Origin of the sequence: uncultured Tateyamaria sp. (assembly GCF_947503465.1) — a bacterium.
In the GTDB taxonomy this organism is placed as follows: Bacteria; Pseudomonadota; Alphaproteobacteria; order Rhodobacterales; family Rhodobacteraceae; genus Tateyamaria.
In genome coordinates this window covers 1,505,083-1,529,384 of record NZ_CANNDN010000001.1, presented here as the reverse complement: position 1 = coordinate 1,529,384, position 24,302 = coordinate 1,505,083, and the positions used below count along the sequence as shown (strand labels likewise).

23 protein-coding genes are annotated in these 24,302 nt (G+C 60.2%); 16 read left to right on the top strand and 7 right to left on the bottom strand.

Annotated features, from left to right (window positions below; genetic code table 11):
• Positions 1-2: 2 nt before the first annotated feature.
• Genes Q0844_RS07820 through Q0844_RS07810 form a run of 3 tightly spaced genes read right to left on the bottom strand, consistent with a single transcriptional unit; the run spans position 3 to position 2,433 of the window.
• Positions 3-572, bottom strand: coding sequence for a TadE/TadG family type IV pilus assembly protein (locus tag Q0844_RS07820; protein ID WP_299043566.1), 570 nt, complete (start codon positions 570-572; stop codon positions 3-5).
• The gene (locus tag Q0844_RS07815) at positions 572-1,108 is read right to left on the bottom strand and encodes a TadE family protein (RefSeq protein WP_299043564.1); all 537 of its coding nucleotides are present in this window, start codon (positions 1,106-1,108) and stop codon (positions 572-574) included. The genes Q0844_RS07820 and Q0844_RS07815 overlap by 1 nt, the downstream gene beginning before the upstream one ends.
• Positions 1,105-2,433 carry a pilus assembly protein TadG-related protein gene (locus tag Q0844_RS07810; protein ID WP_299043562.1) on the bottom strand — a complete coding sequence of 443 codons (1,329 nt, stop codon included), beginning with the start codon at positions 2,431-2,433 and terminating at the stop codon, positions 1,105-1,107. The genes Q0844_RS07815 and Q0844_RS07810 overlap by 4 nt, the downstream gene beginning before the upstream one ends.
• 387 nt (positions 2,434-2,820) lie before the next feature.
• Here Q0844_RS07810 and Q0844_RS07805 point away from each other — a divergent pair, with 387 nt between their 5' ends.
• Positions 2,821-4,251 carry a Glu/Leu/Phe/Val dehydrogenase gene (locus Q0844_RS07805; RefSeq protein ID WP_299043561.1) on the top strand — a complete coding sequence of 477 codons (1,431 nt, stop codon included), beginning with the start codon at positions 2,821-2,823 and terminating at the stop codon, positions 4,249-4,251.
• Between the two features lie 130 nt (positions 4,252-4,381).
• Here the strand turns inward: Q0844_RS07805 and Q0844_RS07800 are convergent, their stop codons facing one another.
• Positions 4,382-5,275 (bottom strand): SGNH/GDSL hydrolase family protein, encoded by an 894-nt coding sequence (locus tag Q0844_RS07800; protein WP_299043559.1) that lies wholly within the window; start codon positions 5,273-5,275, stop codon positions 4,382-4,384.
• A gap of 169 nt (positions 5,276-5,444) precedes the next feature.
• Between Q0844_RS07800 and Q0844_RS07795 the strand changes: the two genes are divergently transcribed.
• From Q0844_RS07795 to ribD, 14 genes are all read left to right on the top strand, one after another.
• On the top strand, positions 5,445-6,698 hold the full coding sequence (locus Q0844_RS07795) for a sarcosine oxidase subunit beta family protein (protein ID WP_299043557.1): 1,254 nt from the start codon (positions 5,445-5,447) through the stop codon (positions 6,696-6,698).
• 86 nt (positions 6,699-6,784) lie between these two features.
• Positions 6,785-7,048 carry a sarcosine oxidase subunit delta gene (locus Q0844_RS07790; protein ID WP_299043555.1) on the top strand — a complete coding sequence of 88 codons (264 nt, stop codon included), beginning with the start codon at positions 6,785-6,787 and terminating at the stop codon, positions 7,046-7,048.
• Entirely contained in the window at positions 7,045-9,978 is a 2,934-nt protein-coding gene (locus Q0844_RS07785; protein WP_299043554.1) for a sarcosine oxidase subunit alpha family protein, read from the top strand. Before Q0844_RS07790 ends, Q0844_RS07785 begins: the two co-directional genes overlap by 4 nt.
• On the top strand, positions 9,971-10,510 hold the full coding sequence (locus Q0844_RS07780; protein ID WP_299043552.1) for a sarcosine oxidase subunit gamma: 540 nt from the start codon (positions 9,971-9,973) through the stop codon (positions 10,508-10,510). The genes Q0844_RS07785 and Q0844_RS07780 overlap by 8 nt, the downstream gene beginning before the upstream one ends.
• A 37-nt stretch (positions 10,511-10,547) precedes the next feature.
• The gene (locus Q0844_RS07775; RefSeq protein ID WP_299043550.1) at positions 10,548-10,850 is read left to right on the top strand and encodes a hypothetical protein; all 303 of its coding nucleotides are present in this window, start codon (positions 10,548-10,550) and stop codon (positions 10,848-10,850) included.
• A 37-nt stretch (positions 10,851-10,887) separates the two neighbouring features.
• Positions 10,888-12,846, top strand: coding sequence for a DNA primase (gene dnaG, locus Q0844_RS07770; protein WP_299043548.1), 1,959 nt, complete (start codon positions 10,888-10,890; stop codon positions 12,844-12,846).
• A 129-nt stretch (positions 12,847-12,975) separates the two neighbouring features.
• Positions 12,976-14,961, top strand: a complete 1,986-nt coding sequence (gene rpoD / locus Q0844_RS07765; protein ID WP_299043547.1) for an RNA polymerase sigma factor RpoD — start codon at positions 12,976-12,978, stop codon at positions 14,959-14,961.
• Positions 14,962-15,035: 74 nt separating this feature from the next.
• Positions 15,036-15,305 (top strand): HlyU family transcriptional regulator, encoded by a 270-nt coding sequence (locus Q0844_RS07760; protein ID WP_299043545.1) that lies wholly within the window; start codon positions 15,036-15,038, stop codon positions 15,303-15,305.
• 10 nt (positions 15,306-15,315) lie between these two features.
• Positions 15,316-15,723 carry a secondary thiamine-phosphate synthase enzyme YjbQ gene (locus tag Q0844_RS07755; RefSeq protein WP_299043544.1) on the top strand — a complete coding sequence of 136 codons (408 nt, stop codon included), beginning with the start codon at positions 15,316-15,318 and terminating at the stop codon, positions 15,721-15,723.
• Between the two features lie 57 nt (positions 15,724-15,780).
• Complete coding sequence (locus tag Q0844_RS07750) at positions 15,781-16,218, top strand: hypothetical protein (RefSeq protein WP_299043542.1); 438 nt, start codon at positions 15,781-15,783, stop codon at positions 16,216-16,218.
• A gap of 64 nt (positions 16,219-16,282) precedes the next feature.
• Positions 16,283-16,708, top strand: a complete 426-nt coding sequence (locus Q0844_RS07745) for a hypothetical protein (protein ID WP_299043540.1) — start codon at positions 16,283-16,285, stop codon at positions 16,706-16,708.
• Positions 16,709-16,791: 83 nt separating this feature from the next.
• Positions 16,792-17,220, top strand: coding sequence for a hypothetical protein (locus Q0844_RS07740; protein ID WP_299043538.1), 429 nt, complete (start codon positions 16,792-16,794; stop codon positions 17,218-17,220).
• A gap of 124 nt (positions 17,221-17,344) precedes the next feature.
• Positions 17,345-17,812: a transcriptional regulator NrdR gene (nrdR, locus tag Q0844_RS07735; RefSeq protein WP_299043536.1), complete on the top strand. Its 468-nt coding sequence runs from the start codon at positions 17,345-17,347 to the stop codon at positions 17,810-17,812.
• Positions 17,809-18,909 carry a bifunctional diaminohydroxyphosphoribosylaminopyrimidine deaminase/5-amino-6-(5-phosphoribosylamino)uracil reductase RibD gene (gene ribD, locus Q0844_RS07730; RefSeq protein ID WP_366522986.1) on the top strand — a complete coding sequence of 367 codons (1,101 nt, stop codon included), beginning with the start codon at positions 17,809-17,811 and terminating at the stop codon, positions 18,907-18,909. The genes nrdR and ribD overlap by 4 nt, the downstream gene beginning before the upstream one ends.
• Here ribD and Q0844_RS07725 read toward each other — a convergent pair.
• The 3 genes from Q0844_RS07725 to Q0844_RS07715 form a co-directional block, all read right to left on the bottom strand.
• Positions 18,906-20,918: a capsular polysaccharide biosynthesis protein gene (locus Q0844_RS07725; RefSeq protein WP_299043532.1), complete on the bottom strand. Its 2,013-nt coding sequence runs from the start codon at positions 20,916-20,918 to the stop codon at positions 18,906-18,908. The genes ribD and Q0844_RS07725 overlap by 4 nt on opposite strands.
• Positions 20,919-20,926: 8 nt before the next feature.
• Positions 20,927-22,039: a polysaccharide biosynthesis/export family protein gene (locus tag Q0844_RS07720; RefSeq protein ID WP_299045251.1), complete on the bottom strand. Its 1,113-nt coding sequence runs from the start codon at positions 22,037-22,039 to the stop codon at positions 20,927-20,929.
• Positions 22,040-22,219: 180 nt separating this feature from the next.
• Positions 22,220-23,512 (bottom strand): capsular biosynthesis protein, encoded by a 1,293-nt coding sequence (locus Q0844_RS07715; RefSeq protein ID WP_299045250.1) that lies wholly within the window; start codon positions 23,510-23,512, stop codon positions 22,220-22,222.
• A 152-nt stretch (positions 23,513-23,664) separates the two neighbouring features.
• Here Q0844_RS07715 and Q0844_RS07710 point away from each other — a divergent pair, with 152 nt between their 5' ends.
• Positions 23,665-24,252, top strand: coding sequence for a riboflavin synthase (locus Q0844_RS07710; protein ID WP_299043530.1), 588 nt, complete (start codon positions 23,665-23,667; stop codon positions 24,250-24,252).
• The last annotated feature ends 50 nt before the right edge of the window (positions 24,253-24,302 follow it).

The window sequence follows — 24,302 nt, the reverse complement described above, 5'->3', positions numbered from 1 at the left end:
GCTTAGGGCCCTTGCGTGGCCCCTTCGACGGCCCACAGCACGCGGGGTGCATAGCGGGGACGCGTGAAAACAAAGTTCTGGATCTCACGCTCCTGCAGGCCTGTCGCGAACGGCGGGTCGTATTTGACAAAGGTCTCGACCACCATCACGCGCTCGTTGTGTGGCATGACCGGAAGATGGATGCGCAGGTTGTTGACGTCCTTGTTGGACAGCGCAGGGTGCCAACCGCGGGCTTCTGACCAGTCACGTTTGTATTCGTCAGCGTTCGCGTCATACTTGACGCTGGTGACCCGTACAGCCACGTTTTGCTCAAGGTTGGCCGTCAGGTACGCAACGATCTCCCGTGTGCCGTTCATATAGTCACCGTCCAGCGGTGTCGTCTCGCGAGAGATGATGTCACCGATCGTGTAGGCGGCTTTCTGGTTGATCGAGTGCTGGCGATACGCATCAAAGATCGCGAACATCGACAGGTAGGCCCAGAAGAGGACGGGGATGATCAGGACGGTTTCCACCGCCAGGCTGCCCCGTTCCTCGTCGCGGAAGGCCCGCAAGGTGTTGATAAGGCGTTTCATCAGCTTGGCTCCTGCACAAATCCGGACATCGAGACCATCTTGACCCGACCTGCGCCGTCCTTGGTGAACGACCGGCCCATCCCGGCAAGGGGGAAGACAGGATCAAAACTGTAGCATGCCCGCAGCATCATCAGTTGGTGTTCGGCCCCGTGCACAAAGGTGGTGGATGGGGTCACTTCGAGCGACGTGTCGATACAGTCGGGCGAGTTAGGGAAGCCGGCAAAGCTGCGTGCAGAGACAGGTTTCATCTCCAGTTTCAGCAGGCTGTCGCAATCCTCAAGGAAGCCCGAATACTCGCACACCATGTTTTTGATGTCGCTATGGCTATAGTTGGAGCCGGTGTTCAGCCGCACGTTGCGTACCGCCATGTCCAGTCCCCGGTCCAGGAAGCCCTGGCGCACCGAATAGATGCCGAGTTCGACCGAGGTCATGAAGAGGGTGAACATGAGTGGTACCGCGAGGGCAAATTCCACCACCATCTGGCCATCCTCTTCGCGACGGAACCGACGCAGGAATGATTTGATCTTGAGTGTCATTGGGTCAGCCTCAGTTGGTTGATTTGCTTGGCGATTGCCTCGAAGGCTTCGGTGATTTCGACGCCTTCCACCCGGAAGAAGTGGCTGGGCGAGGACGCACAGTTTTCCATGACGCCAGCCGAATAGTCGGTCACCTCGAAGCCCACGGACCACACCACGATGCCTTCAGCCTTGGCTGCGTCGCAGATGTCTTCGAGCATCGCGTCGGCCTGGCCGGACGTGTACTTGGTGTAGCGCCAGTTGTTCCAGCTGCCCCGTACATAGTTGTTCAGGTACCAGTGCAACGGATAGCGGTTCCAGTGCGCGTACTCGGACGGGCTGTTGTAGTACCACGGTTGGATGCGCGTGGTGTCCACGTTTTGGCCGTCCGTCATCAGCACGACTGTTTTCAGTGTCTCCGGATCCGAATAGGACGCAGGGCGGTTGCCAAACGCGTCGTCGACGATGTTTTCGTCGGGACCCGCGAGATCCTGGGTGATCGGGCGGAACGATGGGTCAAGCAGAGCCACGCCCCATTTCATCCCAAGGTGGATCGAGGTATTCGCGCGGGCGCGGTAGTCATCGATCGTGTTCTTCAGGGTCGTCGCGTTCTGGCTGAACGGCACGATTTCCTCGTAGCTGCGCTTGGGGCAACCGGGATTGCTGACGGGGTTGGAGTAGTTCCAGCCTTCGTCAAAGTGCTGCATCTGCTCGTATTGATTGTCGAGGTCGAGCCCGGCTTCGGAGAAGTCGGCGATTTCGAAATCGATGCAGTAAGAATAGTTGTGGCGATGCTGCGTTTCCATCCGCGAGAAGATATCATAGCCCGCGTTTACCTGCGCCGTATAGGGAACGAGCGAGATCGAGATCAGATCTTCGTTTTCATCCCTGATAACCGTGTCGACAAAGGTTTTTGCCGCGTCCTGCAGGTTTTCCATCTTGTTGTCCCGACCCATCGAACCCGAGATGTCGAGCACCATCGAGATTTCGACGTTGGACACCCGTTCTTCGGCCTGTCCAATGGCGGGTACCGGCAATTCGCTGACACCCATCAGGTGCATGAACTGCGTGGTGGTTGTCATGTTGGCCTGGGCCGTAACGGTGCGGAAGTTCAATCCCTGTTCCACCGTGACCGCGCTGAGATAATTGCTCATGCCCGCCTTGTCGAAGTAGTCGCGTACGACAGCCTCGGGTTCCAGCGGTTGATCAAGGTCCGCGGCGGCGAGGACGGCCCGGTCGACCGTGGCCTGCATCCGTGTGCGTTCCATTTCGTTGCGCATGAGGTCGACGCCAATACCGCCAACCAAAATCATCATCAAAAACATTGCGACGGCGAAAATGGTCATGGACCCAGACTCGTCGCGCGCAAATCCGGCGACGCTGTTCTTCAGCCCAGCCTTCGTCGTCAATTTCCGTGTCCACATCATTGGCATCAAGCACCTTGTTGTTTTTTGGTCATCACAGGCTTCAACAGCCTTTTCGTCCGATGATTGGTGTGGCGCCGGAATGTGGCTGAAATCGGGCAAAAGCAGGAAAGCTGTGTGGAGATTTTGACCGCATTTTCATCAATCCGTCACCGTATTGGGTACTGTTTACGGATTGTTAAGTAATTGGGCTAAATCGGGACGACATTTCAAATGCGCACAAAAAAGTCGCACGTCTTAACCGAACCGTCATAGGCTGGTTCCACAGACTCGCGCGACCTGAGTCGAACCGGAAGAAGGAGATCCCGGATGAGCACCCCCAACGAGCCAAGTTTCCGTGAAAGCGTGGACATCATGTTCAACCGTGCGGTGGCGTTGATGGACCTGCCGCCGGGTCTTGAGGAAAAGATACGGGTGTGCAACGCGACGTATACTGTTCGTTTCGGTGTTCGCCTGCGCGGTCAGATCCAGACGTTTACCGGATACCGTTCCGTCCACTCCGAACACATGGAACCGGTAAAGGGCGGCATCCGCTTTGCGCTGGGCGTGAACCAGGACGAAGTCGAAGCGCTGGCGGCCCTGATGACGTACAAATGCGCGCTGGTGGAAGCGCCGTTCGGGGGCTCCAAGGGCGGCCTGCATGTCGATCCACGTGAATATGACGAACACGAACTTGAACTGATCACCCGGCGGTTCGCCTACGAACTGATCAAGCGCGACATGATCAACCCGGCCCAGAATGTGCCCGCCCCGGACATGGGCACGGGCGAGCGCGAGATGGCGTGGATTGCGGACCAGTACAAACGGATGAACACCACCGACATCAATGGCGTGGCCTGTGTGACCGGCAAACCCACCAATGCGGGCGGCATTCAAGGCCGGACCGAAGCCACCGGTCGGGGTGTGCAATATGCGCTGCGCGAGTTCTTCCGCGATGCGGAGGGCGTCAAGAAGGCCGGTATGTCCGGCACTCTGGATGGCAAGACCGTCGTTGTGCAGGGTCTGGGCAATGTGGGGTACCACGCGGCCAAGTTCCTCGCAGGGGAGGATGGCTGCAAGATCGTGGGCATCATCGAGCGTGACGGCGCATTGGTCGATGAGCGGGGTCTGGACGTCGATGCGGTGCGCAACTGGATCGCGAGCCATGACGGTGTCGCCGGCTATCCCGACGGGACCTATGTCGAAGATGGCGCAACCGTGCTTGAGATGGACTGCGACATCCTGGTGCCCGCCGCCCTGGAAGGCGTGATCAACCTAGCCAATGCGGACAGGATAAAGGCCCCGCTGATCATCGAGGCCGCAAATGGTCCGGTGACTGCCGGTGCCGACGCGATCCTGCGTGACAAGGGGACAGTCATCATCCCGGACATGTACGCCAACGCAGGTGGTGTCACGGTGTCCTACTTTGAATGGGTCAAGAACCTCAGCCATATCCGCTTTGGCCGGATGCAACGACGCCAGGAAGAAGCCCGCCACCAGCTGGTCGTAGACGAATTGGAGCGGTTGAGCCGCCATCTGGGCGACGCCTGGTCGATGACGCCGGACTTCAAGGACAAGTACCTGCGCGGTGCGGATGAATTGGAACTGGTGCGCTCGGGCCTTGATGACACAATGCGTGCGGCATACCAGTCCATGGCGTCTGTCTGGCACGAGCGCGGGGATGTGGATGATCTGCGCACAGCCGCATATCTGGTCGCAATCGGAAAGGTCGCCGACAGTTATCGTGCCAAAGGGCTGTAGAAGTACATGGACCAAAGGAGGCGCTGGGGCGCCACGTCATTTGTCGCACCCGTCCAGTGGGCGGGTGCCGTGAACTTTGGGGCTTTGCCTGAAATCCCGGGACTTCTTGAAACTGATAGGATGAACGGAGTCAGCGCGCCGCGAGGTCCGGCATGGCCGCGTCGATTTGGTCGTACACGGCCGTGCAGATATCATCCATCGCAATCATGAAGAAGGTTTTGGCCGCCCTTTCGTTCGGATGATATGGGTCCTTGACCTTGCCCGACTTTGACAGGCGGAAGTATTTCTTGTTGCCCTGGTTGGCGGCCACGGTTTCGGGTGTTGCCCCTTCGATGAAGCTGCATTGGCTGCCCGTTTCGGCAAAGGCCCGTTTGACGTTGGCCTGCGCCTTCAGCCGCAGATCAGTGATCTTCTTGGAGTAGCTGGGCGCTGTCGTCATGAAGATGCACGGCACGCCGGCGGGCAATTGGGCGTTCATCTGTTCCACGTCAGCGACCGCCTTGGCATAGTCGTCCGCCCACCGTTTGGCCGAATTTCCGAGAAAGGACAGGAGGATCAGCTTGGGTTCGTAATACCCGGGGCGGAACATGGTTTGAAACGCCGACTGCTTCATCTCGCAGAACTGGTAGGCGTCGCCCTTGCCGATCTGCTTGTACTTGTTGCCGGTCGTGTTGATGAACCCGTAGGTGCCGGCGTTGACCTTCCACTTGGGATCGACATCGCAGATTGCCCCCTTGGCCTTGCCCATTTTGGCTGTCCACGAATGCAGCGACGTGGAACGCACGCCGATCACAGCGACCTTCATGTCAGCCAGGACCTCGAGGTTGGCGGCCTGCGTGGGTGTGGGGGGGCAATGGGTTTTGATATTTTCGAAAAACTCCAGGAAGACCGGTCCCGAGCCAAACGGGATCTGGCTGTCGCCCAGAATGACGATGGAGGGCGACACAAAGTCGGCCGGTTGCGCAGCAAGTTGGATGGGCAGCAAGGCCAGAACGCCCGCCAGGAAATGTCGAAGTAACGTCATGCGGCCATTGGAAGCCAAAATCATGTTTCAGAACAGGCAAAACCGCGTGAGGTGCGCAATCGGTCGCTCGCAGACCAGCCCATGTCGAAAAGCGCATCGGACCGTGTTTGTGTCCTTGATACACCCGACGGGATGGTGATGGTGGTCCCGTGACAAGGCGGAGGTGCGCATGCGCTTTTCTGGGCTGAAGGTCCTGAAAGAAGGTCTGACCGGCAACAAGGGGTGGGGGCCGCATTGGCGCAGTCCTGAGCCCAAGCCGGAATATGATATCGTTCTGATCGGTGGCGGAGGCCACGGCCTGGCGACGGCACATTACCTTGCCAAGGTTCATGGCATTACCAATGTCGCAGTGCTTGAGAAAGGGTACCTGGGCGGGGGTAATGTCGGGCGTAACACCACCATCGTGCGCGCCAACTACATGCTCCCCGGCAATTCCGAGTTCTATTCCCACTCGTTGAAGCTGTGGGAGGGCCTGGAAGAGGACCTGAATTACAACGTCATGCATTCGCAACGGGGCATCATCAATCTGGTGCATTCGGATGGGCAACGCGATGCCTTTGTAAGGCGGGCCAATGCGATGTGCGGGCAGGGCGACGATGGGGCCATGCTTGACCGGGCAGGCGTCGAAAAGCTGTTGCCGTTTCTGGATTTCGACCAAACCCGGTTTCCGATTTACGGCGGGCTTTATCACAAGCGCGGTGGCACGGCCCGTCATGACGCGGTGGCCTGGGGTTTTGCCCGGTCGGCCAGTGATCGTGGCGTGCACCTGATCCAGCAATGCGAAGTCACCGGCATCGACGTCGAAAACGGTGTCGTGAAAGGTGTGCAAACCACAAGGGGGCCCATTCGGGCCAGGAAGGTGGGGATGGTGGCCGCTGGACGGTCGTCCCAGGTGGCGGCGATGGCCGGGATGCGTCTACCAATAGAAAGCCATGTCTTGCAGGCTTTCGTGACCGAAGGGCTGAAACCCTGTCTTGATCACGTTGTGACCTACGGCATGGGCCACTTCTATATCAGTCAATCGGACAAGGGGGGGCTCGTCTTTGGTGGCGATCTGGACATGTACGCCAGCTATGCCTCTCGCGGGAACCTTCCGCTGGTCGAACACGTGGCAGAGGCGGCCATGACGCTGATGCCGATCATTGGCAAGGCCAAGATGCTGCGCAGTTGGGGCGGGGTGATGGACATGTCACCGGACGGTTCGTTCATCATCGACAAGACCCATATTGACGGGCTCTTTGTCAATTGCGGCTGGTGTTATGGCGGGTTCAAGGCCACACCGGCTTCGGGGCATACCTTTGCTCATTTGCTGGCCACAGGCACGCCCCACCCCACCACAATGCGCCATCGTCTGAACCGGTTCCGCACCGGGCGCGGGATCATGGACGAAGAAGCGACCGGGTCGCAGCACAATCTGCACTAGGGAGGGATTGGAATGACGGGTGCCTCCGGCGGAGCGTATTGTGAAACAGAGAAGGGGTGGATGTTGCACCTTGGCGGAGGCGTCTGATGCGACTGAACTGTCCGATTTGTGGTGAGCGTGACCGGCGCGAATTTTACTATCAGGGGGCTGCCGTGATGCTGGAGCGACCCGCACCTGACGCAGGCGAAGCGGCGTGGGATACGTACCTTCACCTGCGGGAAAACCCGTCCGGTGATCTGGAGGAGCTGTGGTGCCATGAGGCCGGCTGCGGCGCGTGGTTGAAGGTCACGCGCAACGTATCAACCCACGAGATCAAGGATGTTGTCCTTGTGCGCGGAGGCAAAGGATGAGGGTAGAAGGCAAGGGCCTCGTTGATCGGTCGCGCATCCTGTCGTTCCGCTTTGATGGGAACACTTACCGTGGATTTGCGGGAGATACGCTTGCGTCGGCGCTGCTGGCCAATGACGTGCGCCACGTGGCGCGGTCGTTCAAGTATCACCGTCCGCGCGGCGTTCTGACCGCAGGATCGGAAGAGCCTAACGCGCTGATGACCATCGGCCGTGGTTCGGCCACAGATCCCAACGTGCGGGCCACTGTCCAGGAATTGTATGACGGTCTGGACGCGCGCAGCCAGAATGCGTGGCCGTCGCTTGGCTTTGACCTGCTGAGTGTCAATGACCTTGCCGCACCCTTTCTGGGCGCCGGGTTCTACTACAAGACATTTATGTGGCCCCGCGCGTTTTGGGAAAAAGTGTATGAACCGGTGATCCGGCGGGCTGCAGGATTGGGCGCGCTGGGGGATCGGCAAGACGCGGATCACTACGAGAAGGCATATGCCTTTTGCGATGTGCTTGTCATTGGGGCTGGCCCGGCGGGTCTGATGGCGGCATGGACGGCTGCGCAGGCCGGGGCGCAGGTGATCCTTGCGGATGAAGACAGCCGCATGGGCGGACGGCTGAATGGAGAGACCCAGCAGATCGGGGGTATGCCCGGCGCGCACTGGGCCGCCGAGATGGTGACGAAGCTGGCGGCATTGGACAATGTCCGGCTTATGCCACGTACAACAGTCACCGGCGCACATGATGGTGGAACATTCGGGGCGCTGGAACGCGTTTCTCACCATGTTGACGGGGTGCCGCAGGGCGGGGTCAAGGAAACGTTCTGGCGTGTCGTGGCAAGGCGGACGGTTCTGGCCGCAGGCGCAATTGAACGGCATATCGCCTTTCAAAACAACGACAGGCCCGGCATCATGGCTGCGGGTGCCGTCCGCACGTACCTCAACCGGTTTGGCGCCAGCCCGGGCAAGGCGGTCACCGTCTTTGCCAACAACGACGATGCCCACCGCACGGCCTTGGACCTGCAAGACGCAGGGATCCACATCGCCGCTGTGATTGACAGCCGTGCCGACGCAAAGGCGCTGGGCGACTATCGCCTGATGGCGGGGGCGATGGTGACGGGCAGCCAGGGGCGCAAGGGCGTTGAAGCAATCAGTGTCCAGACTGCGGCCGGGACGGAAAGGCTCGTGACGGACTGTCTGGCAGTTTCGGGGGGATGGAACCCGACGGTACATTTGACGTGCCACATGAACGGGCGCCCTGCATGGGACGCGACCCTCGCAAGCTTTGTTCCGAGCCCCGGCGCGATCCCGGGCATGCAGACAGCAGGCGCCTGCAATGGTGTATTTTCCAGCGCTGCCTGTTTGGCCGAAGGTATCACCGCTGCGGGTACGTGTCTGGAGGCGCTTGGCATGACCGTGCCCGACGTCGCCTTGCCGCAGGCAGATGACACGCCCTACAGGGTCGAGCCGTTGTGGGCTGTCCCCGGGAAGGGACGCGCGTGGCTGGATTTCCAGAACGACGTAAGCGTCAAGGACATCAAGCAGGCGGCGCAGGAGAATTTCACGTCGGTCGAGCATATGAAGCGTTACACAACGCAAGGCATGGCCACCGACCAGGGCAAGAACTCGAACGTGACGGCGCTGGCGCTTTTGGCGGACGCCACCGGCCGCGGGATACCGGACACCGGAACCACGACATTCCGCCCGCCCTATTCCCCGGTCGCGCTGGCCGCCCTGGGCGCAGGTGCGCAAGGGAAGGGGTTCGCCCCGGAACGCAAGACGACCAGTCACGCGGCAACCGTCGCTGCAGGCGCACCCATGATCGAGGCGGGACTGTGGTACCGCCCTTCGTACTTCCCGTTGCCTGACGAACGCTCCTGGCGCCAATCCTGTGATCGCGAAATTGGATGGGTTCGCGATGCCGTTGGCATCTGCGATGTGTCGACCCTGGGCAAGATCGACATTCAAGGGCCTGACGCCGCAAAGCTATTGGATTTCGTCTATACGAACATGTTCTCGACCCTGAAAGAAGGGCGCGTACGCTATGGTTTGATGCTGCGTGAAGACGGGCACGTCATGGATGACGGCACGACCGCACGGCTGGGCGATACTCATTACGTGATGACGACGACCACTGCGGCAGCCGGGCAGGTCATGCGGCATCTGGAATTCGTGACCCAGGCGCTGAAGCCGGAATGGGATGTGCGGATAATTTCGGTGACCGAGCAATGGGCACAGTTTGCGGTCGCTGGACCGCAGTCACGCGTGTTGCTGAATGGTCTGCTGGACGACCCCATCGATAATGACACCTGGCCTTTCATGTCCTGTGGCCCGGTTACTGTCCAGGGTGTCACCGGACGGCTTTTTCGCATCTCCTTTTCAGGGGAACATGCCTACGAGATTGCAGTGCCTTCGCGCTTTGGCGACAGTCTGTTCCGCTTGCTTGTCGCTCGGGCTGAGATGTTGGGTGGTGCGGCCTATGGGATGGAGGCCCTGAATGTGCTGCGCATCGAGAAGGGGTTCATCACCCACGCCGAGATTGATGGCCGGGTGACCGCGCAAGACATTGGTATGGCGCGCATGCTGTCGGACAAAAAGGACTTTGTCGGTGCTGCCATGGCGCAGCGGCCCGGTCTGGTCGAAGACGGACGCGGCCAGTTGGTGGGTATCAAGCCCGTCGGACCGATCAAGCAATTGACGGCGGGCGCGCATATCTATTCGGACAATCAAGAGCCTGTGGCCGACCACGACCAGGGCTATGTCACGTCCGTCGGGTTTTCGCCGACGCTGGAGCATTTCATCGGCCTCGCGTTTGTTACCGATGGTTTGGCACGCCATGGCGAGGTGTTGAACATGGTGGATCATGTACGTGGGATCCAAACCCGGGTTGAACTGTGTGATCCCGTGTTCTTTGACAAGGAAGGGGGCAGGACCCGTGGCTGAGCTGATCGCAAAGACCCCACTTGGTAAAATGGCCCCGTTGACCATTGGCACCTGTACGGTAACCGAAGTGTCCCTGGGCACGTTGACCTCAATCGCGCCCTTGGGCGGAGCCAAGATTGCAGACGCATTCAAGACGGCTCAGGGTATTAAGTGGCCCGCCCCGAACCGCGCCACCGGAAAGGAAGGCGCGCGGGCCATTTGGTTCGGGCGCGACATGGTTCTGCTTGCCGGGTCGACAGCTGATGCGTCCCTGATCCCCTACGCCGCGATGACGGACCAGACCGACGCGTGGACCACGGTCACGCTGGAGGGCGTGAAGGCGGAGGATGTTCTTGCACGCCTGGTGCCGCTTGACCTGTCGGCGGCCAGGTTCAAGCGGGGACATACCGCCCGCACGCAAATCCAGCACATGACAGGGTCCGTGACGCGCATTGGTGCCGACACTTTTTTATTGATGGTCTTCCGATCGATGGCTGGCACGCTGCTTCACGATCTGGAAAGGGCCATGGCAAGCGTTGCGACGCGCGGGTAAAACACTGCGAACTGATTCTATCCAGTGGAGCCCGTCCATGATCCGTTTCGCATTTGCTGCCGTTCTTGCCATTGGCGCGGCACCTGCGCTGGCGCAGGAAACCAAGGAAGAAACCTGTGCCTTGCAGGCCCAGGTTGTCGCGGCCGTACAGCAGGCCCGACTGGACCGTGTGGATGAACGGGACGTACAGGCGCATATTCTGGCGCAATCGCCAGAGTGGCCGGAAAAGTACAACAACGCCATCCCGCTGATCGCCCCATGGGTGTATGAGCAAAAGCGCAGGGTGATCCGCAAGGAAAGCCTGTCGGACGCGTGGAACGAACTTTGCTTGCAGCAGTGACTCGACTCGCGGCGCAGCACCCCCAATATTACAGGGCATGAGCCTGCCCCCTGGATTTCTGGATGAATTGCGGACCCGCCTGTCGCTGACACAGGTTGTCGGTCGCAAAGTCATGTGGGATGCGCGCAAGTCCAATCAGGGCAAGGGTGACATGTGGGCGCCGTGCCCGTTCCACCACGAAAAGACCGCCAGCTTTCACGTCGATGATCGCAAGGGCTACTATTATTGCTTTGGGTGCCACGCCAAGGGCGACGCCATCAGCTTTGTGCGCGAAACGGAAAATGTGGGCTTCATGGAGGCGGTTGAGATCCTGGCCGGTGAAGCCGGGATGCCAATGCCCGAGCGCGACCCGCGGGCTCAGGAAAAGGCAGACAAGCGTACCCAATTGGCGGACGTCATGGAGATGGCCGTTCAACACTTTCGCCTGCAACTGAAAACGGGTGCCGCGGGACCTGCACGCGACTATCTCGAACGGCGAGGGCTTGATCCTGCTGCACAGGACCGATGGGAGATCGGCTTTGCCCCCGATGCCTGGCAGGGGCTGTGGGATGTGCTGAAGGGCAAGGGGGTTGAAGACGAACTGATCCTTGGCGCCGGCCTTGGCAAACCGTCCCAGAAAGGTGGCAAACCCTACGACACGTTCCGGGGCCGCATCATGTTCCCCATCCGCGATGCACGTGGGCGCTGCATTGCCTTTGGCGGGCGGGCGATGGACCCCAATGACAATGCCAAGTACCTGAACTCGCCCGAGACAGAGCTTTTCGACAAGGGCCGCAGCCTCTACAACCATGGCCCGGCCCGGACGGCTGCGGGCAAGGGTCAGCCCCTGATCGTGGCCGAAGGGTACATGGATGTCATTGCGCTGGCCGAACATGGCTTTGGCGCGTCTGTGGCCCCGTTGGGTACGGCCGTCACCGAACACCAGCTTGCCATGCTCTGGCGCATAGCGGACGAGCCGATCATTGCGCTGGACGGAGACAAGGCGGGGCTGCGCGCCGCGATGCGCCTTGTTGATCTGGCGTTGCCCGCGCTTGAGGCCGGAAAGTCGTTGCGGTTTGCCCTGATGCCGGACGGGCTGGACCCTGATGATCTGCTCAAGGCGCAAGGTGCCGGCGCGCTGCAGAAAATTCTGGAAGATGCAATGCCCATGGTTCAGTTGCTGTGGCAGCGCGAAACTGAAGGCAAGACGTTTGACAGCCCGGAGCGCAAGGCGGCTCTGGACAAGGCGCTGCGCGACAAGATCAAGCTGATCCAGGACCCGTCGATCCGTCAGCATTACGGCCAGGCCATCAAGGACATGCGGTGGGAATTGTTCCGACCCAAACGGGGCGGCGGTGCCGGTCAAAAGCGCAGGTGGCAAACCGGACGTGGTTGGCAGGCGCCCCCCGTACCGATGGCCAGCACCAAAACATCTGCTTTGGCGGCCGGGGACGCTCAGATTACCGATCATTTGCGTGAAACGGTGATCCTTGCTGCGTTGATCTGTACGCCCGAGGTCGCGGAGGAATTTGAAAACGGACTGGAAAGTTTGCCCTGCAACGACGCGGATCATGCTGTTTTTCGGGACCTGATTCTGCGTCACGGACACGAGGGGAGCGACGTGTTGCGTGAAAAGATTTTCAGCGCACTTGGTCCGGATGCCCTTGATAACCTGCTTACTTCGCGCCATGTGGCAATTGTCCCGTGTATCCGCACCCCCGGCGATGCCGATATGGCCCGCATGACCGTGGCCGAAGAGCTCGCAAAACTCAGCGCGGCAAAGGGACTGAATGCCGAGATCGCGGATGCGGCTCAGGACCTGGAAGGTGTGGCAGATGAAGGCGTGACATGGCGCCTTGCCCAGGCGGCCCAAGCCGCAGCCCAGGCCAGCCGAAGCGGGAAAGAAGATGATGCGGAATACGAGACGGGCGACAACGGTGCCCGAATCAGTCGCAGTGAACGGGATGCGTTTGCGGCGTTGATGGACCAAATCAGCTTCTCCAAACGCCGCAACTGATGCGATTTGGTCTCAAAACATAAAGAAAATGCGCGTAGACGGGTGGCCGAATCACCCAAAGCACTAAATGTTTCTGGCAGCGATTCGGGCAAGCGAATCGCCAAGGAGCCCCGATTGAAGGAGCCCAGTATGGCCGCGAAAGACACAAACGAAGACGCCAAGACCGACGATCAGGACAGCGCCCACTCGCTCGACATGAGCCAGGCCGCCGTCAAGAAGATGATCGGCGAAGCCCGAGAGAAGGGCTATATCACCTACGATCAGCTCAATACCGTGTTGCCCCCCGATCAGGTGAGTTCCGAACAGATTGAAGACGTGATGTCGATGTTGTCCGAAATGGGCATCAACATCATCGAGGATGAAGAGGCCGAAGAGGAAGAGCAAAAAGGCTCGACCGAGGTCATGACCACCGAAGGCACACGCGATCTGACGCTGGGCGCCACCGGTCAGGAAAAGCTGGATCGGACCGACGATCCCGTACGCATGTATCTGCGCGAGATGGGCAGCGTCGAACTGCTCAGCCGCGAGGGCGAAATCGCCATCGCCAAGCGGATCGAGGCCGGGCGCAACACCATGATCGCGGGCCTGTGCGAAAGCCCGTTGACCTTTCAGGCGATCACCATCTGGCGCGACGAACTTCTGAGCGAAGAAATCCTGCTGCGCGACGTGATCGACCTTGAGGCGACATTCGGCAACACGATGGGCGAAGAGGGCGAAGGCGTCTCCGAACCCGTCGTCGACACGACCGCCAAGACGGAAGAAAAGGCCGACGCTGGCCCGGAACTGGACGCCGACGGCAATCCCATCGCCAAAGACGATGACGATGACGAAGACGAACAGGCCAACATGTCGCTTGCCGCGATGGAGGCGGCGCTGAAACCCCAAGTGCTCGAAGCACTTGAAGTTATCGCGCATGACTATTCGCTGCTGTCCGAAATGCAGGACAGCCGGATTTCCGCAACGTTGAACGAAGACGGCTCATTCAGCGAGGGCGACGAGGAAACCTATCAAAAGCTGCGGGCAGAAATTGTGTTGCTGGTGAACGAACTTCACCTGCACAACAATCGGATCGAGGCGTTGATCGACCAGCTTTATGGCATCAACCGCCGTATCATGCAGATCGACAGCTCTATCGTGAAACTGGCTGACCAGGCCCGGATCAATCGCAAGGAATTCGTGGATTCCTATCGCGGGCGCGAACTTGATCCCAATTGGCTTGAAGAGATGGGCGAAAAGACCGGGCGCGGCTGGCAGATGTTCATAGAACGATCCGCCGACAAGGTCGAAGAGCTGCGCGCGGACATGGCGCAAGTGGGCCAATATGTGGGCCTCGACATCTCCGAATTCCGCCGCATCGTGCAGCAGGTCCAGAAGGGCGAGAAAGAAGCCCGTCAGGCCAAGAAAGAGATGGTCGAAGCCAACCTGCGTCTCGTTATCTCGATTGCCAAGAAGTACACGAACCGTGGCCTGCAATTCTTGGACCTGATCCAGGAAGGCAACATTGGCCTGATGAAGGCCGTGGACAAATTCGAGTACCGTCGCGGCTACAAATTCTCGACCTACGCCACGTGGTGGATCCGCCAGGCGATCACCCGGTCCATCGCGGATCAGGCACGCACCATCCGTATCCCCGTGCACATGATCGAAACGATCAACAAACTGGTCCGGACGGGCCGGCAAATGCTGCACGAGATTGGCCGCGAACCTACGCCCGAAGAGCTGGCCGAAAAGCTGCAAATGCCGCTGGAAAAGGTCCGTAAGGTGATGAAGATCGCCAAGGAACCGATCAGCCTTGAAACCCCGATCGGGGACGAGGAAGACAGCCAGCTGGGCGATTTCATCGAGGACAAGAATGCCGTGCTGCCGCTGGACAGCGCCATTCAGGAAAACCTGAAGGAAACAACCACACGGGTTTTGGCCTCGCTTACGCCGCGGGAAGAACGCGTGCTGCGTATGCGTTTCGGCATCGGCATGAACACCGACCACACTCTGGAAGAAGTGGGGCAGCAGTTCAGCGTCACGCGCGAACGTATCCGCCAGATCGAAGCAAAAGCACTGCGTAAGCTCAAGCACCCCAGCCGCAGCCGCAAACTGCGCAGCTTCCTCGACCAGTAAAGAAGCGATGGACGGTGGTCACCGGATCACCGTCCTCGCGGTCCGGTTCGACAAAACAGCCAAGGAGACAGCCCATGTCACTCTTGAAAAAACTGTTTGGCGGCGGCGATACACCCGAACCCAGCGTCGAAATCTACAAGGACTACCGCATCACGCCGACGCTGAAGAAAGAAGCCGATGGCTACCGTATCGCAGCCCGGATCGAAAAAGACATCGAGGGCGAAACCAAGGCGCATGACTTGATCCGCGCCGACACAATAGCGTCGCATGAAGATGCGCTTGCCGCGACCATTGCCAAGGCCAAACAGATCATCGACGAACAGGGCGATTGGATCTTTCGCTAGTTCGGTTGTCATGCAAACCACGTTTGAAATCCAGACACGCGGGCAAGGGCTCTATGAATTCACCCGCGATGTGACCGCTTGGGCCAGCGGTACGGGCCTGTTGACACTGTTTGTCCAGCACACCTCTTGCTCCCTTCTCGTTCAGGAAAATGCGGACCCAGAGGTGCAGACGGATCTGTGCAACTTTTTTGCCCGTTTGGTGCCGCCCGCAACGGACCCTTCTATGTCCTATCTCACCCATACCTATGAGGGACCAGACGATATGCCGGCGCATATCAAGGCGGCAATGCTGCCGGTCAGCTTGCAGATACCGGTGCAGGATGGGCGTGTGATGCTGGGCACATGGCAAGGCATCTACCTTTTTGAACACCGTAACGCGGCGCACCTGCGCCGGGTGGTGGCACATCTTGCGACATGACACGCGAAAGGTGGATGGGGAAAAAGATGCGATCTTGTGAATATTCGCCCTACCACCATGTGGGAGATCCAAATGTACCTTCGTGCGGCCCTGATTGCCTTTGCCCTGTTGGCGCCAGCCACGCTGGCTGCGCAGCGATTCATCGAAAAGGAACTGGTGATAATCCCGGTGCGGCCCATCGATAGCCACACGTTCGAAGCCATCGAGAATGATGGCGCGGGTGGCACACAGATGTGGTGCGCGGCCGCCAAGTTCACCCGCCAATATCTGCGTCAGCGCGGCGGCGACACTACTGTCCTTGCGCCGCGCGCAGCATCTGCCGCTGTTCCGGGCCGCAAAAGCGTGATCTTCACGACGAATGCGAAAGATACATCGCACCGTTCCGTTTCGCAGGGTGTGCGGCAAGCGGGGCAGACTTTCAGCATGGCGCATGCCTACGCACTGTGCAAATCGCGGTATGACCTGTTTGTCAAAGTCCAGGTGATCGCGCCCTAGATGCGGCAATGCAATCCTTGGGAAACGGCGGGTGTCTCCTATCTCAACAGAAAGGAGATTTCACATGACCCGCTTGTTCGCCCTGTATCTGATCGCCTCCACCACGCTGCCAACGCTGGCTCTTGCCCAAACCGAGATCAGGCGTGAACGGTTTCAGATCCCGATTTTTGCGTTGGACGCGAACACGTTCGAGGTGATCGAGAATGACGGCGCTGGCGGATCGGACCTGTGGTGCGCGGCGGGTATCTATGTGCGCACCCGGCTGGGTCAGCGTGGCGGAGATATCACCATCTTGTCGCCGCTTGGCCCTGCGCAATCGGTGCCGGGGCGGCGGGGCGTCGTCTTTTCCACGGCGGACACCGGTGAGGCGATATCATCCTTTTCCGAGGGTGTGCGACGCGCCGGCAAGCGGTTCAGCATGACACATGCCTATGCATTGTGCCGCGGTGTTCCGAACCTGCGCGTCCGGATCCGCGACGATAGGCTGTGATCAAATTGCGCGAATTCGTGCATCCGCAATTTGGTTTGCTTTTGAACTGTGCCGCCTATCCTATAGTGAAAAGGATGTTGATCATGCTCAAAGCCGCTGCCGTCGCGTTGATTGTGACGCTGCCGACAATGACCCACGCGCAGGACTTCATGCGGCGTGAACGGTTTACGATACCTGTCAATCAAATCGATGCAACGTCGTTTGAAGTGATCGAAGCCGACAGTGCGGGGGGCACGCAATTGTGGTGCGCCGCGGGCCTGTTTGCACGCAATGTGCTTGGGCTGCGCGGTGGCAACCTGTACATCGCGGTGGGCCGAAGTGGTGCGCGTACGGTGCCGGGCAGACAGGGCGTCGTGTTCAGCACCGAACCGGTCGAGGGCGCATTTTCGTCCGTCAGCCAGGGGGTGCGCCGATCGGGTCAGGTGTTTTCAATGACGCACGCCTACTCCTTGTGCCGCAATACGCCCCTTCTGCGTGTGCGCACCGCTGACAACCGGCTGGTGCGACGCTGACAGCGTTACCGCTTATCTAGCGGTGTCATTTCCCCTCTACCCAAAACCTTGACGACCGCCTATAGTTTCGTGGAACGGGGGAAAACCCCCACTACAGGCGGGACAAATACGAAGGGGATAGGCAATGCGCTGTCCGTTTTGCGGGAATATCGACACTCAGGTCAAAGACAGCCGACCGGCAGAGGATCACGTTTCGATCCGGCGCAGGCGGTTTTGTCCGGCCTGTGGCGGGCGGTTCACAACTTACGAGCGGGTGCAGCTGCGCGACCTGGTTGTGATCAAGTCCAATGGCAAGCGCGAAGACTTCGACCGCGACAAGCTGGAACGTTCCATCCGCATTTCGATGCAAAAGCGCCCAATTGATCCCGAGCGGATCGACCAGATGATTTCAGGTATCGTGCGGCGGTTGGAATCCATGGGCGAAACCGACATCCAGTCCAAGCAAATCGGCGAGATCGTGATGGAAGCGCTCAACCGGATTGATACGGTTGCCTATGTCCGGTTCGCCAGCGTGTACAAGAATTTCCAGGCGGCTGACGACTTCGACAAGTTCGTGGCCGAACTGCGGCCCGACACCCCCTCGGACGAGTGAGCGCGGCGGAGGACATCCGCTTCATGTCATTGGCGCTGGCCCTCGGGCGGCGCGGCCAGGGGCGTACCGCGCCAAACCCTGCCGTGGGCTGTGTGATCGTCAAGGATGGTCGCGTCATTGGCCGCGGCTGGACAAGGCCGGGTGGCCGTCCGCACGCCGAAACCGAAGCGCTTGCTCAGGCTGGAGACGCAGCACGTGGTGCGACCGTCTACGTCACGCTTGAACCCTGCGCGCATCATGGCAGAACGCCGCCTTGCGCCGATGCGCTGGTCCGTGCCGGCATTTCCCGCGCCGTGATCGCCATGCAAGACAGCGACGGGCGCGTGAATGGGCAAGGTATCGCGCGCCTGAAAGAGGCCGGTATCGACGTTGCCACCGGTGTTTGCGAGGCGCAGGCAGAAGAGGACCACCTTGGCTTTACCTTGCGCACGGAACAGGGCCGCCCCTTTGTCACGTTGAAACTGGCGAGCAGTTTTGATGGACGCATTGCGACTGGCACGGGTGAAAGCCAATGGATCACCGGACCGCTGGCGCGGCGCCAGGTGCACGCCATGCGTGCCCGCCACGACGCGGTGATGGTCGGGGGTGGGACGGCGCGGCATGATGACCCGGCACTGACGGTGCGCGGTATGGGCGACATGCCGCAGCCTGCGCGTGTGGTGGTGTCGCGTCGGCTTGACTTGCCGCTGATGTCCAAGATCGGGCAGACGGCGCGCGATGTGCCGGTGATCCTGTGCCACGGGCGCGATGCCGAACCCATGTTGCAAAACACCTGGCGTGATCTGGGCGCCACCTTGCTGCCATGTCAGACGGCAGGCAGCCAGCTGGATCCGCGAGATGTCCTGCACCAATTGGGTGGGCATGGCCTGACCCGCGTATTCTGCGAAGGGGGTGGCGCGCTGGCAGCATCCTTGATCGAAGCCGACCTTGTGGATCAACTGGTCGGCTTCACCGCAGGCCTCGCCATTGGAGCGGAAGGGTTGCCCAGCATCGGCGCTTTGGGCCTGGGCTCACTTGAGGCTGCGCAACGCTTTGCCCTGAAATCCGTCACGCGGGCAGGCAATGATATCTACCATGTCTGGACCAGGAGCAGCTAGCGCCAGAGATACGCGCGGCTGGCCAACAGACCCTGCAGCTTTGACAGCGTACGGTTTGCGAAACCGGGACGGGGCACAGTCCCACTGGCAAGCCGTTCGACCACGACTTCTACCGGGCAGGCCGTGCCTGTCACCGGATCGAAATAGCGTGGATAGTCGATCAAGGCGGCATGCACCAATCCAATGAGCGGGACATCCTCGCGCCGTCGTGGTGGAACCGTCCCGCGATCTTCGGTCAGGCCCCAGCCTGCGTAGAACGGCGCGCCGGTCGTCACCACGTGGACGCCACGCAACAGCGCTTCGAAGCCGGAAAGGGATGTCATGGTCCAGACTTCGTCGACCTGGTCCAGCAAAGTGGAGATATTGGTGCCGTCTGCCACCACGTCTGCAACACCGGACGCATCCAGCGCCCCGTCGCGCAGACCGGCCTCCACATCCGGATGCGGTTTATAGATCAACACGTCACCCGGGCGCGCGGCGCGCGTAGCATCCAGCAGCGCACGGTTGGTGGATATCTCACCAGCGCCCAAGCGGATCGATGCGTCATCCTCGACTTGTCCAACGACCAGCACGCGCCGTCCCTCGGGCAAATCTGGCGCAGCCCCTGGCAGGTTGTACTTGCTCAGACCGCCATCGGTCAGAGACCGGATCAGGCGTTCGACGCGTAAGGCCTGATCCGGGCGCAAGGTTCTGCGCATGCGGATCATTTCCTCCAACCGGCTGGGGCGGCCGGGGTCATAGTAGATACCCAGATCGTCGGTCACCAACGATAAGGGCGGGATCAATTCGGCCCCTAATCCGCGCGACCGCAGGAACCCATCCTCGACCCGCACTGCGTCTTCGTGCCCGACATCCGCCTTTCCAGCCCATACCATCCACGGGCGCGCCTGGGCCCGGGCACGGGCGGGGTCATCTTCAAACCGCATGGGCGCGTATCGGCCAAACACCTTCTGAAGCGGGCGTCGTTTCCAAAGACGCATGTTGCTTGCAACCCAGCCCTTGCGATCCGCGCGCCAGGCACGGGTCTCTGCTGCCAATGCCTCCATCGCAGTTTGCAGATCGCACAAGCAATCCCGATGCGGGTCATACCAGGTCGGGTAATAGATCATCGCAGCCGCGAACAGCTGGGCGCGGGTCAATGTGCGCTGCCGTCTTTGCACCGGAAACTCGTCTGTCGTCAGACCCCAGCCGGCATAGAACGGTTGCCCAAAGACGCGTGGCTTGTGGCCTGCCGCGATGGCCTCGAACCCCAGACCAGATGACACGGTGTACACTGCAATGGCCCCCTCCATCAGGGTCCATGGACTGACCGGATCGGGGAAAAGCGACACCCGGTCGTTGCAATCGTCATGGCCGAAGTACCCGTCCCTGAAACCTTGCACCGTTTCGGGATGTGTTTTGATCAGGACACGCGCGCCGGGGTGTTCCTCCTGCGCCACAAACAGCATTTCGAGAAACCGATTGCGATCCGCGCCCGACGCGGTGACCGAGGCATCGCCGCGTGTCTGGTCGATGACAAGCACGTAACCCGGGTCCGGCACTGCGGCCTCGGGGGCAAAGCCGGTGTACTTGCTCAGATGGGCCTCTTTCATCCGTGCCATCGCACCGCGCGCCGTGTTCAGAACGGCGGTATCGTCAAGCGGATGAGTGGCCAGAATCTCTTCCAGATCGGATGGGTTCGATGGATCGAAATGTACGCCCTTGTGATCGATCAGCAACCCGATCGGGGGGCTGCCTGTGCGCCCGGGCAAGACAGAGCGCAGAAACGCATCCTCAACCCTGACGATGTTTGCGTCGCGTTTGTCGGCAATCGCTTCGCCCCGGTGCGCGGTAGGTGAATTGCCCCAGACCCCGACAAAGCCGTCGGGTTGCGGCAAACCCAGTGCGATGTCGTAGCCTGCAAGTTCGACAATGCGGCGCACACGGCCGCGTGCCAGAAAGCCGCCGTTGTAAACATAAAGCCGCCGGGCCTCATCAGGTCCGGCGGCAGGGTCCCGGGGCGCACCCATGGGACGGATCAGTTGTTGCCTTCGATGCCGGTCGCGAGCGAATTGAAGCCCGTCAATGGCGTGGTCAGCGATGTGATGATCTTGGCGAATTGGGTGAATGGCGCCTCTGTCACGTAAAGCGTGTCGCCGTCGCGGATCACGAAGTCGCGCGCCTGAAACATGCCATTCGGCTGAGTGAGGTTCAGCACGTAGACAAGCCGTTGCGCGCCGACCAGGTCATCGCGCCCCAACACCACGTTGGCGACTTCGGCGGGTTCGTTTCGGAATACGAAGATGCCTGTGGGATCAGATGTATTGGTCTGCAAGCCACCGACCTGCGCCAGTGCCTCAAGCGCGCTCAGCGTTTGGCTTTCAAAGGGAACACGGGCCTGACCGCCCGTGGCACCCAGCGCAGTGAAGGCGCGCGTGTCTTCTTCGACCAGGACCCTGTCGCCGCCGCGCAGAGCGATGTCCAATTCAGGATGATCGTACAGGTCCTGGAACCAGATCTGGCTGCGCATGCCACCGCGAATGACAGTCACGCGTGCAATTTCGGGTACGATTGTCACCCCGCCCGCACGGGCCAGCATGGTCGACAGCGTCCGTGTCGGGCGTTCGATTGCATAGACGCCCTGCGCGCCAACGGACCCGATCAGGGACACGGTCGACCCGTCGCCCGCGACACGGCGCACTTGCACTTGCGGGTCGGGGGTCTGATCTTCAAGCTTGGTTGTGATGATGCGCCGTATGGCGTCGGGTGTGTTGCCGGCGGCACGGATGCGACCCGCGTAGGGGACAAAGATGAAACCCGCACCGTCAACCTGTACTTCCTCAAGGATGGTCGAGTTCTGCGCCTCGCCCGCGAGCAAGCCGTCATCCACGTTTTCCCAGATGGTCAGGCCCAGCACGTCACCCGGCCGGATGGTGTCCGAGCCCAGCAGGCCCGCATTCCGGAATTCGTCCGAAAAGCCCAGCGCGGGTGTGACGGCGGTCGCCTCTGTCACGCGGTCATTCACGGACACGACAAAGGCGTCCCCCTGACGCTGAACCGAACCGGCAAAGATCTGGCGTTTGTTCGGACCGACCTGTGGGAGAATGCTGCAAGAGGCCAAAACCCCCACAAGGGCCAACGACACGCCCATGCGTGCCCAGCGGAATGACTGGAAAATCACTGCTCGGTCTCCTCGACCTGTTCTTGTCTGCCTCGGGGCGCAGGTTGATCCACGCCCATTTGTTTTTATGCCGCGACGGTTTTCCGGCGCTGATTTGGCGTCAAGTTACCGGAGTCCAGCGATAAAATCTAGCCATAGGGATAGTGGTGATCAGGTCACCAACCGCAACTGTTGCCGTGGAGCCGCGGTGCCCGCAGCCAGAGCGTCATAGGGATCATCAGGGGACAGCATCATATCCACCACCTGCCGCAGAAGTTGCCGACGCCCACGCGCCGAATAAAATCCGCCCGGCAGCTGACTGGTTTCCAGCAGGTAGCGCCGGTAGTCCTTGTATGCCCGGTTGTCAGGTCGCGTGGCGCCGGCAAAGAAGGCAGGCAGCGGCTGATCGCTGACAAATTCCGGTTTTGCAAAAACGGCCTTGCCGAACACTTTCAGCGGAATGCCGCGCCAAAGAACCTGTTGTGCGGCGGTGGAGTTGACCGTCACAGCGCTGCGGGCGTCGTTGAGCAGTTGGGCCAGCTTACCGCCGCGCACATAGTGCACACGACCCTGCAGGCCCAATTCCCTCGCCGACATACGAATGGACTTGCGGATCGGCGCGCGCCCGTCTTCCAGCGGATGTGCCTTGATCACCAGGTGATGGTGCTTGGGCGCCCCGTCGGCAAAGCCACGGATCACGAGGTCCAGAAATTCGGTCATCGTGTCAAACGGTGAGTGTTCCTGAAAGCTGCTGTCATGTTCAAGCTGGAGCAAGGCCAGATGGTATGGAAAGCCGCCGTAGCGGATGCGCAGTGTCGCCTGAACCCGGTCCAGCGCATGGAGCGGCATCAACAGAAGGCGTTTGAGATAAAGCCGGAATTCGCGGGCTACGGTCAGCGCGCGATGGGGTTGGAAATTGCGATAGTCACCGTTCCGAAACATTACGAACCAATGATACAGTGCTCCGTAGAACACGTGCTGCCGCATATCACCCCAATGGCCGGGGGGCAGGGGCGCTTCCATGTCAGACAGGGCAAGCGCTGTCTGCATCTGGGCCACCGACATGTCCATGAGGCGCGAATGCCCGTTGGTACCACCCCGTTCATACGTGACCCAATAGGGGCGCATGTACCCTTCTTCGAAGACATGGACCGTGATGCCACGGCGCTTGGCCTCGGCCACGGCCTGCGCATGGATGGGGCGCACATCGCCATAAAGGACGATGTCTGTCACACCCTTTTCGTCAACCAGTCGGGCAAATGTGTCCGGCCAGTCGCTGGCCTTGCCGCGATAGGGAATGTAGCTGCGCGGGTGAAACCAGAAGGCCCGGTCCCCCGCGTTGAACCCCACACGCCACACCGTCGCGCCCGCCCGCCGCAGCATGGCGCCCAGGCGATGAAAAAAAGGCCCGTGTGGTCCCTGCAAAAACAGAAACACGCGGGATGTGGGGGCGTGCAGTGTCATCTGATCCCTGATACGCGGCAATCTCTTACTCATAGATGAACACCTGACTGGGGCGTTTTTATGGCCCAGATTTTGCGCAATCGCAATCCGTGGCCCTCTTGCCCTTGCAGATATGCGCCGCTACCTCGGGACCAACGGCATGGGAGACCGCAATGTTCACGGGCATCATCACCGACATCGGAACCATCACTGACCTCAAGCAAGAGGGTGATTTGCGTGTGCGCATTTCGACCGGTTATGACACGGCAGGTATTGATATGGGTGCCTCCATCGCGTCAGACGGCGTTTGCCTGACGGTCGTTGATCTCGGTCCTGACTGGTATGACGTGCAGGTCAGCGCCGAGACGGTGTCGAAGACAAACCTTGGCGCGTGGACGGTGGGCAAGCGATTGAACCTTGAGCGGGCATTGCGCGTGGGTGACGAGTTGGGCGGACACATCGTGTCCGGCCATGTGGATGGTGTGGCCGAGGTGGTCTCTGTACTGGACGAAGGTGACAGCACGCGCGTTCAGTTGCGCGCCCCGGATGACCTTGCCCGATTTATCGCGCCAAAGGGATCCGTGGCCCTGAATGGCACCTCATTGACCGTGAACGAGGTGCAAGGTGCCATTTTTGGCATCAACTTTATCCCGCACACCAAGGACGTGACCACATGGGGCGATGTGGCTGTGGGGGATGCCGTCAATCTCGAGATCGATACGTTGGCCCGCTATGTCGCGCGCCTTGCCGACGCGGGCTGATCCAGTGGCCTGACGCCATGCCGGCACCTCTTGCTGGCGTTCTCGTAATC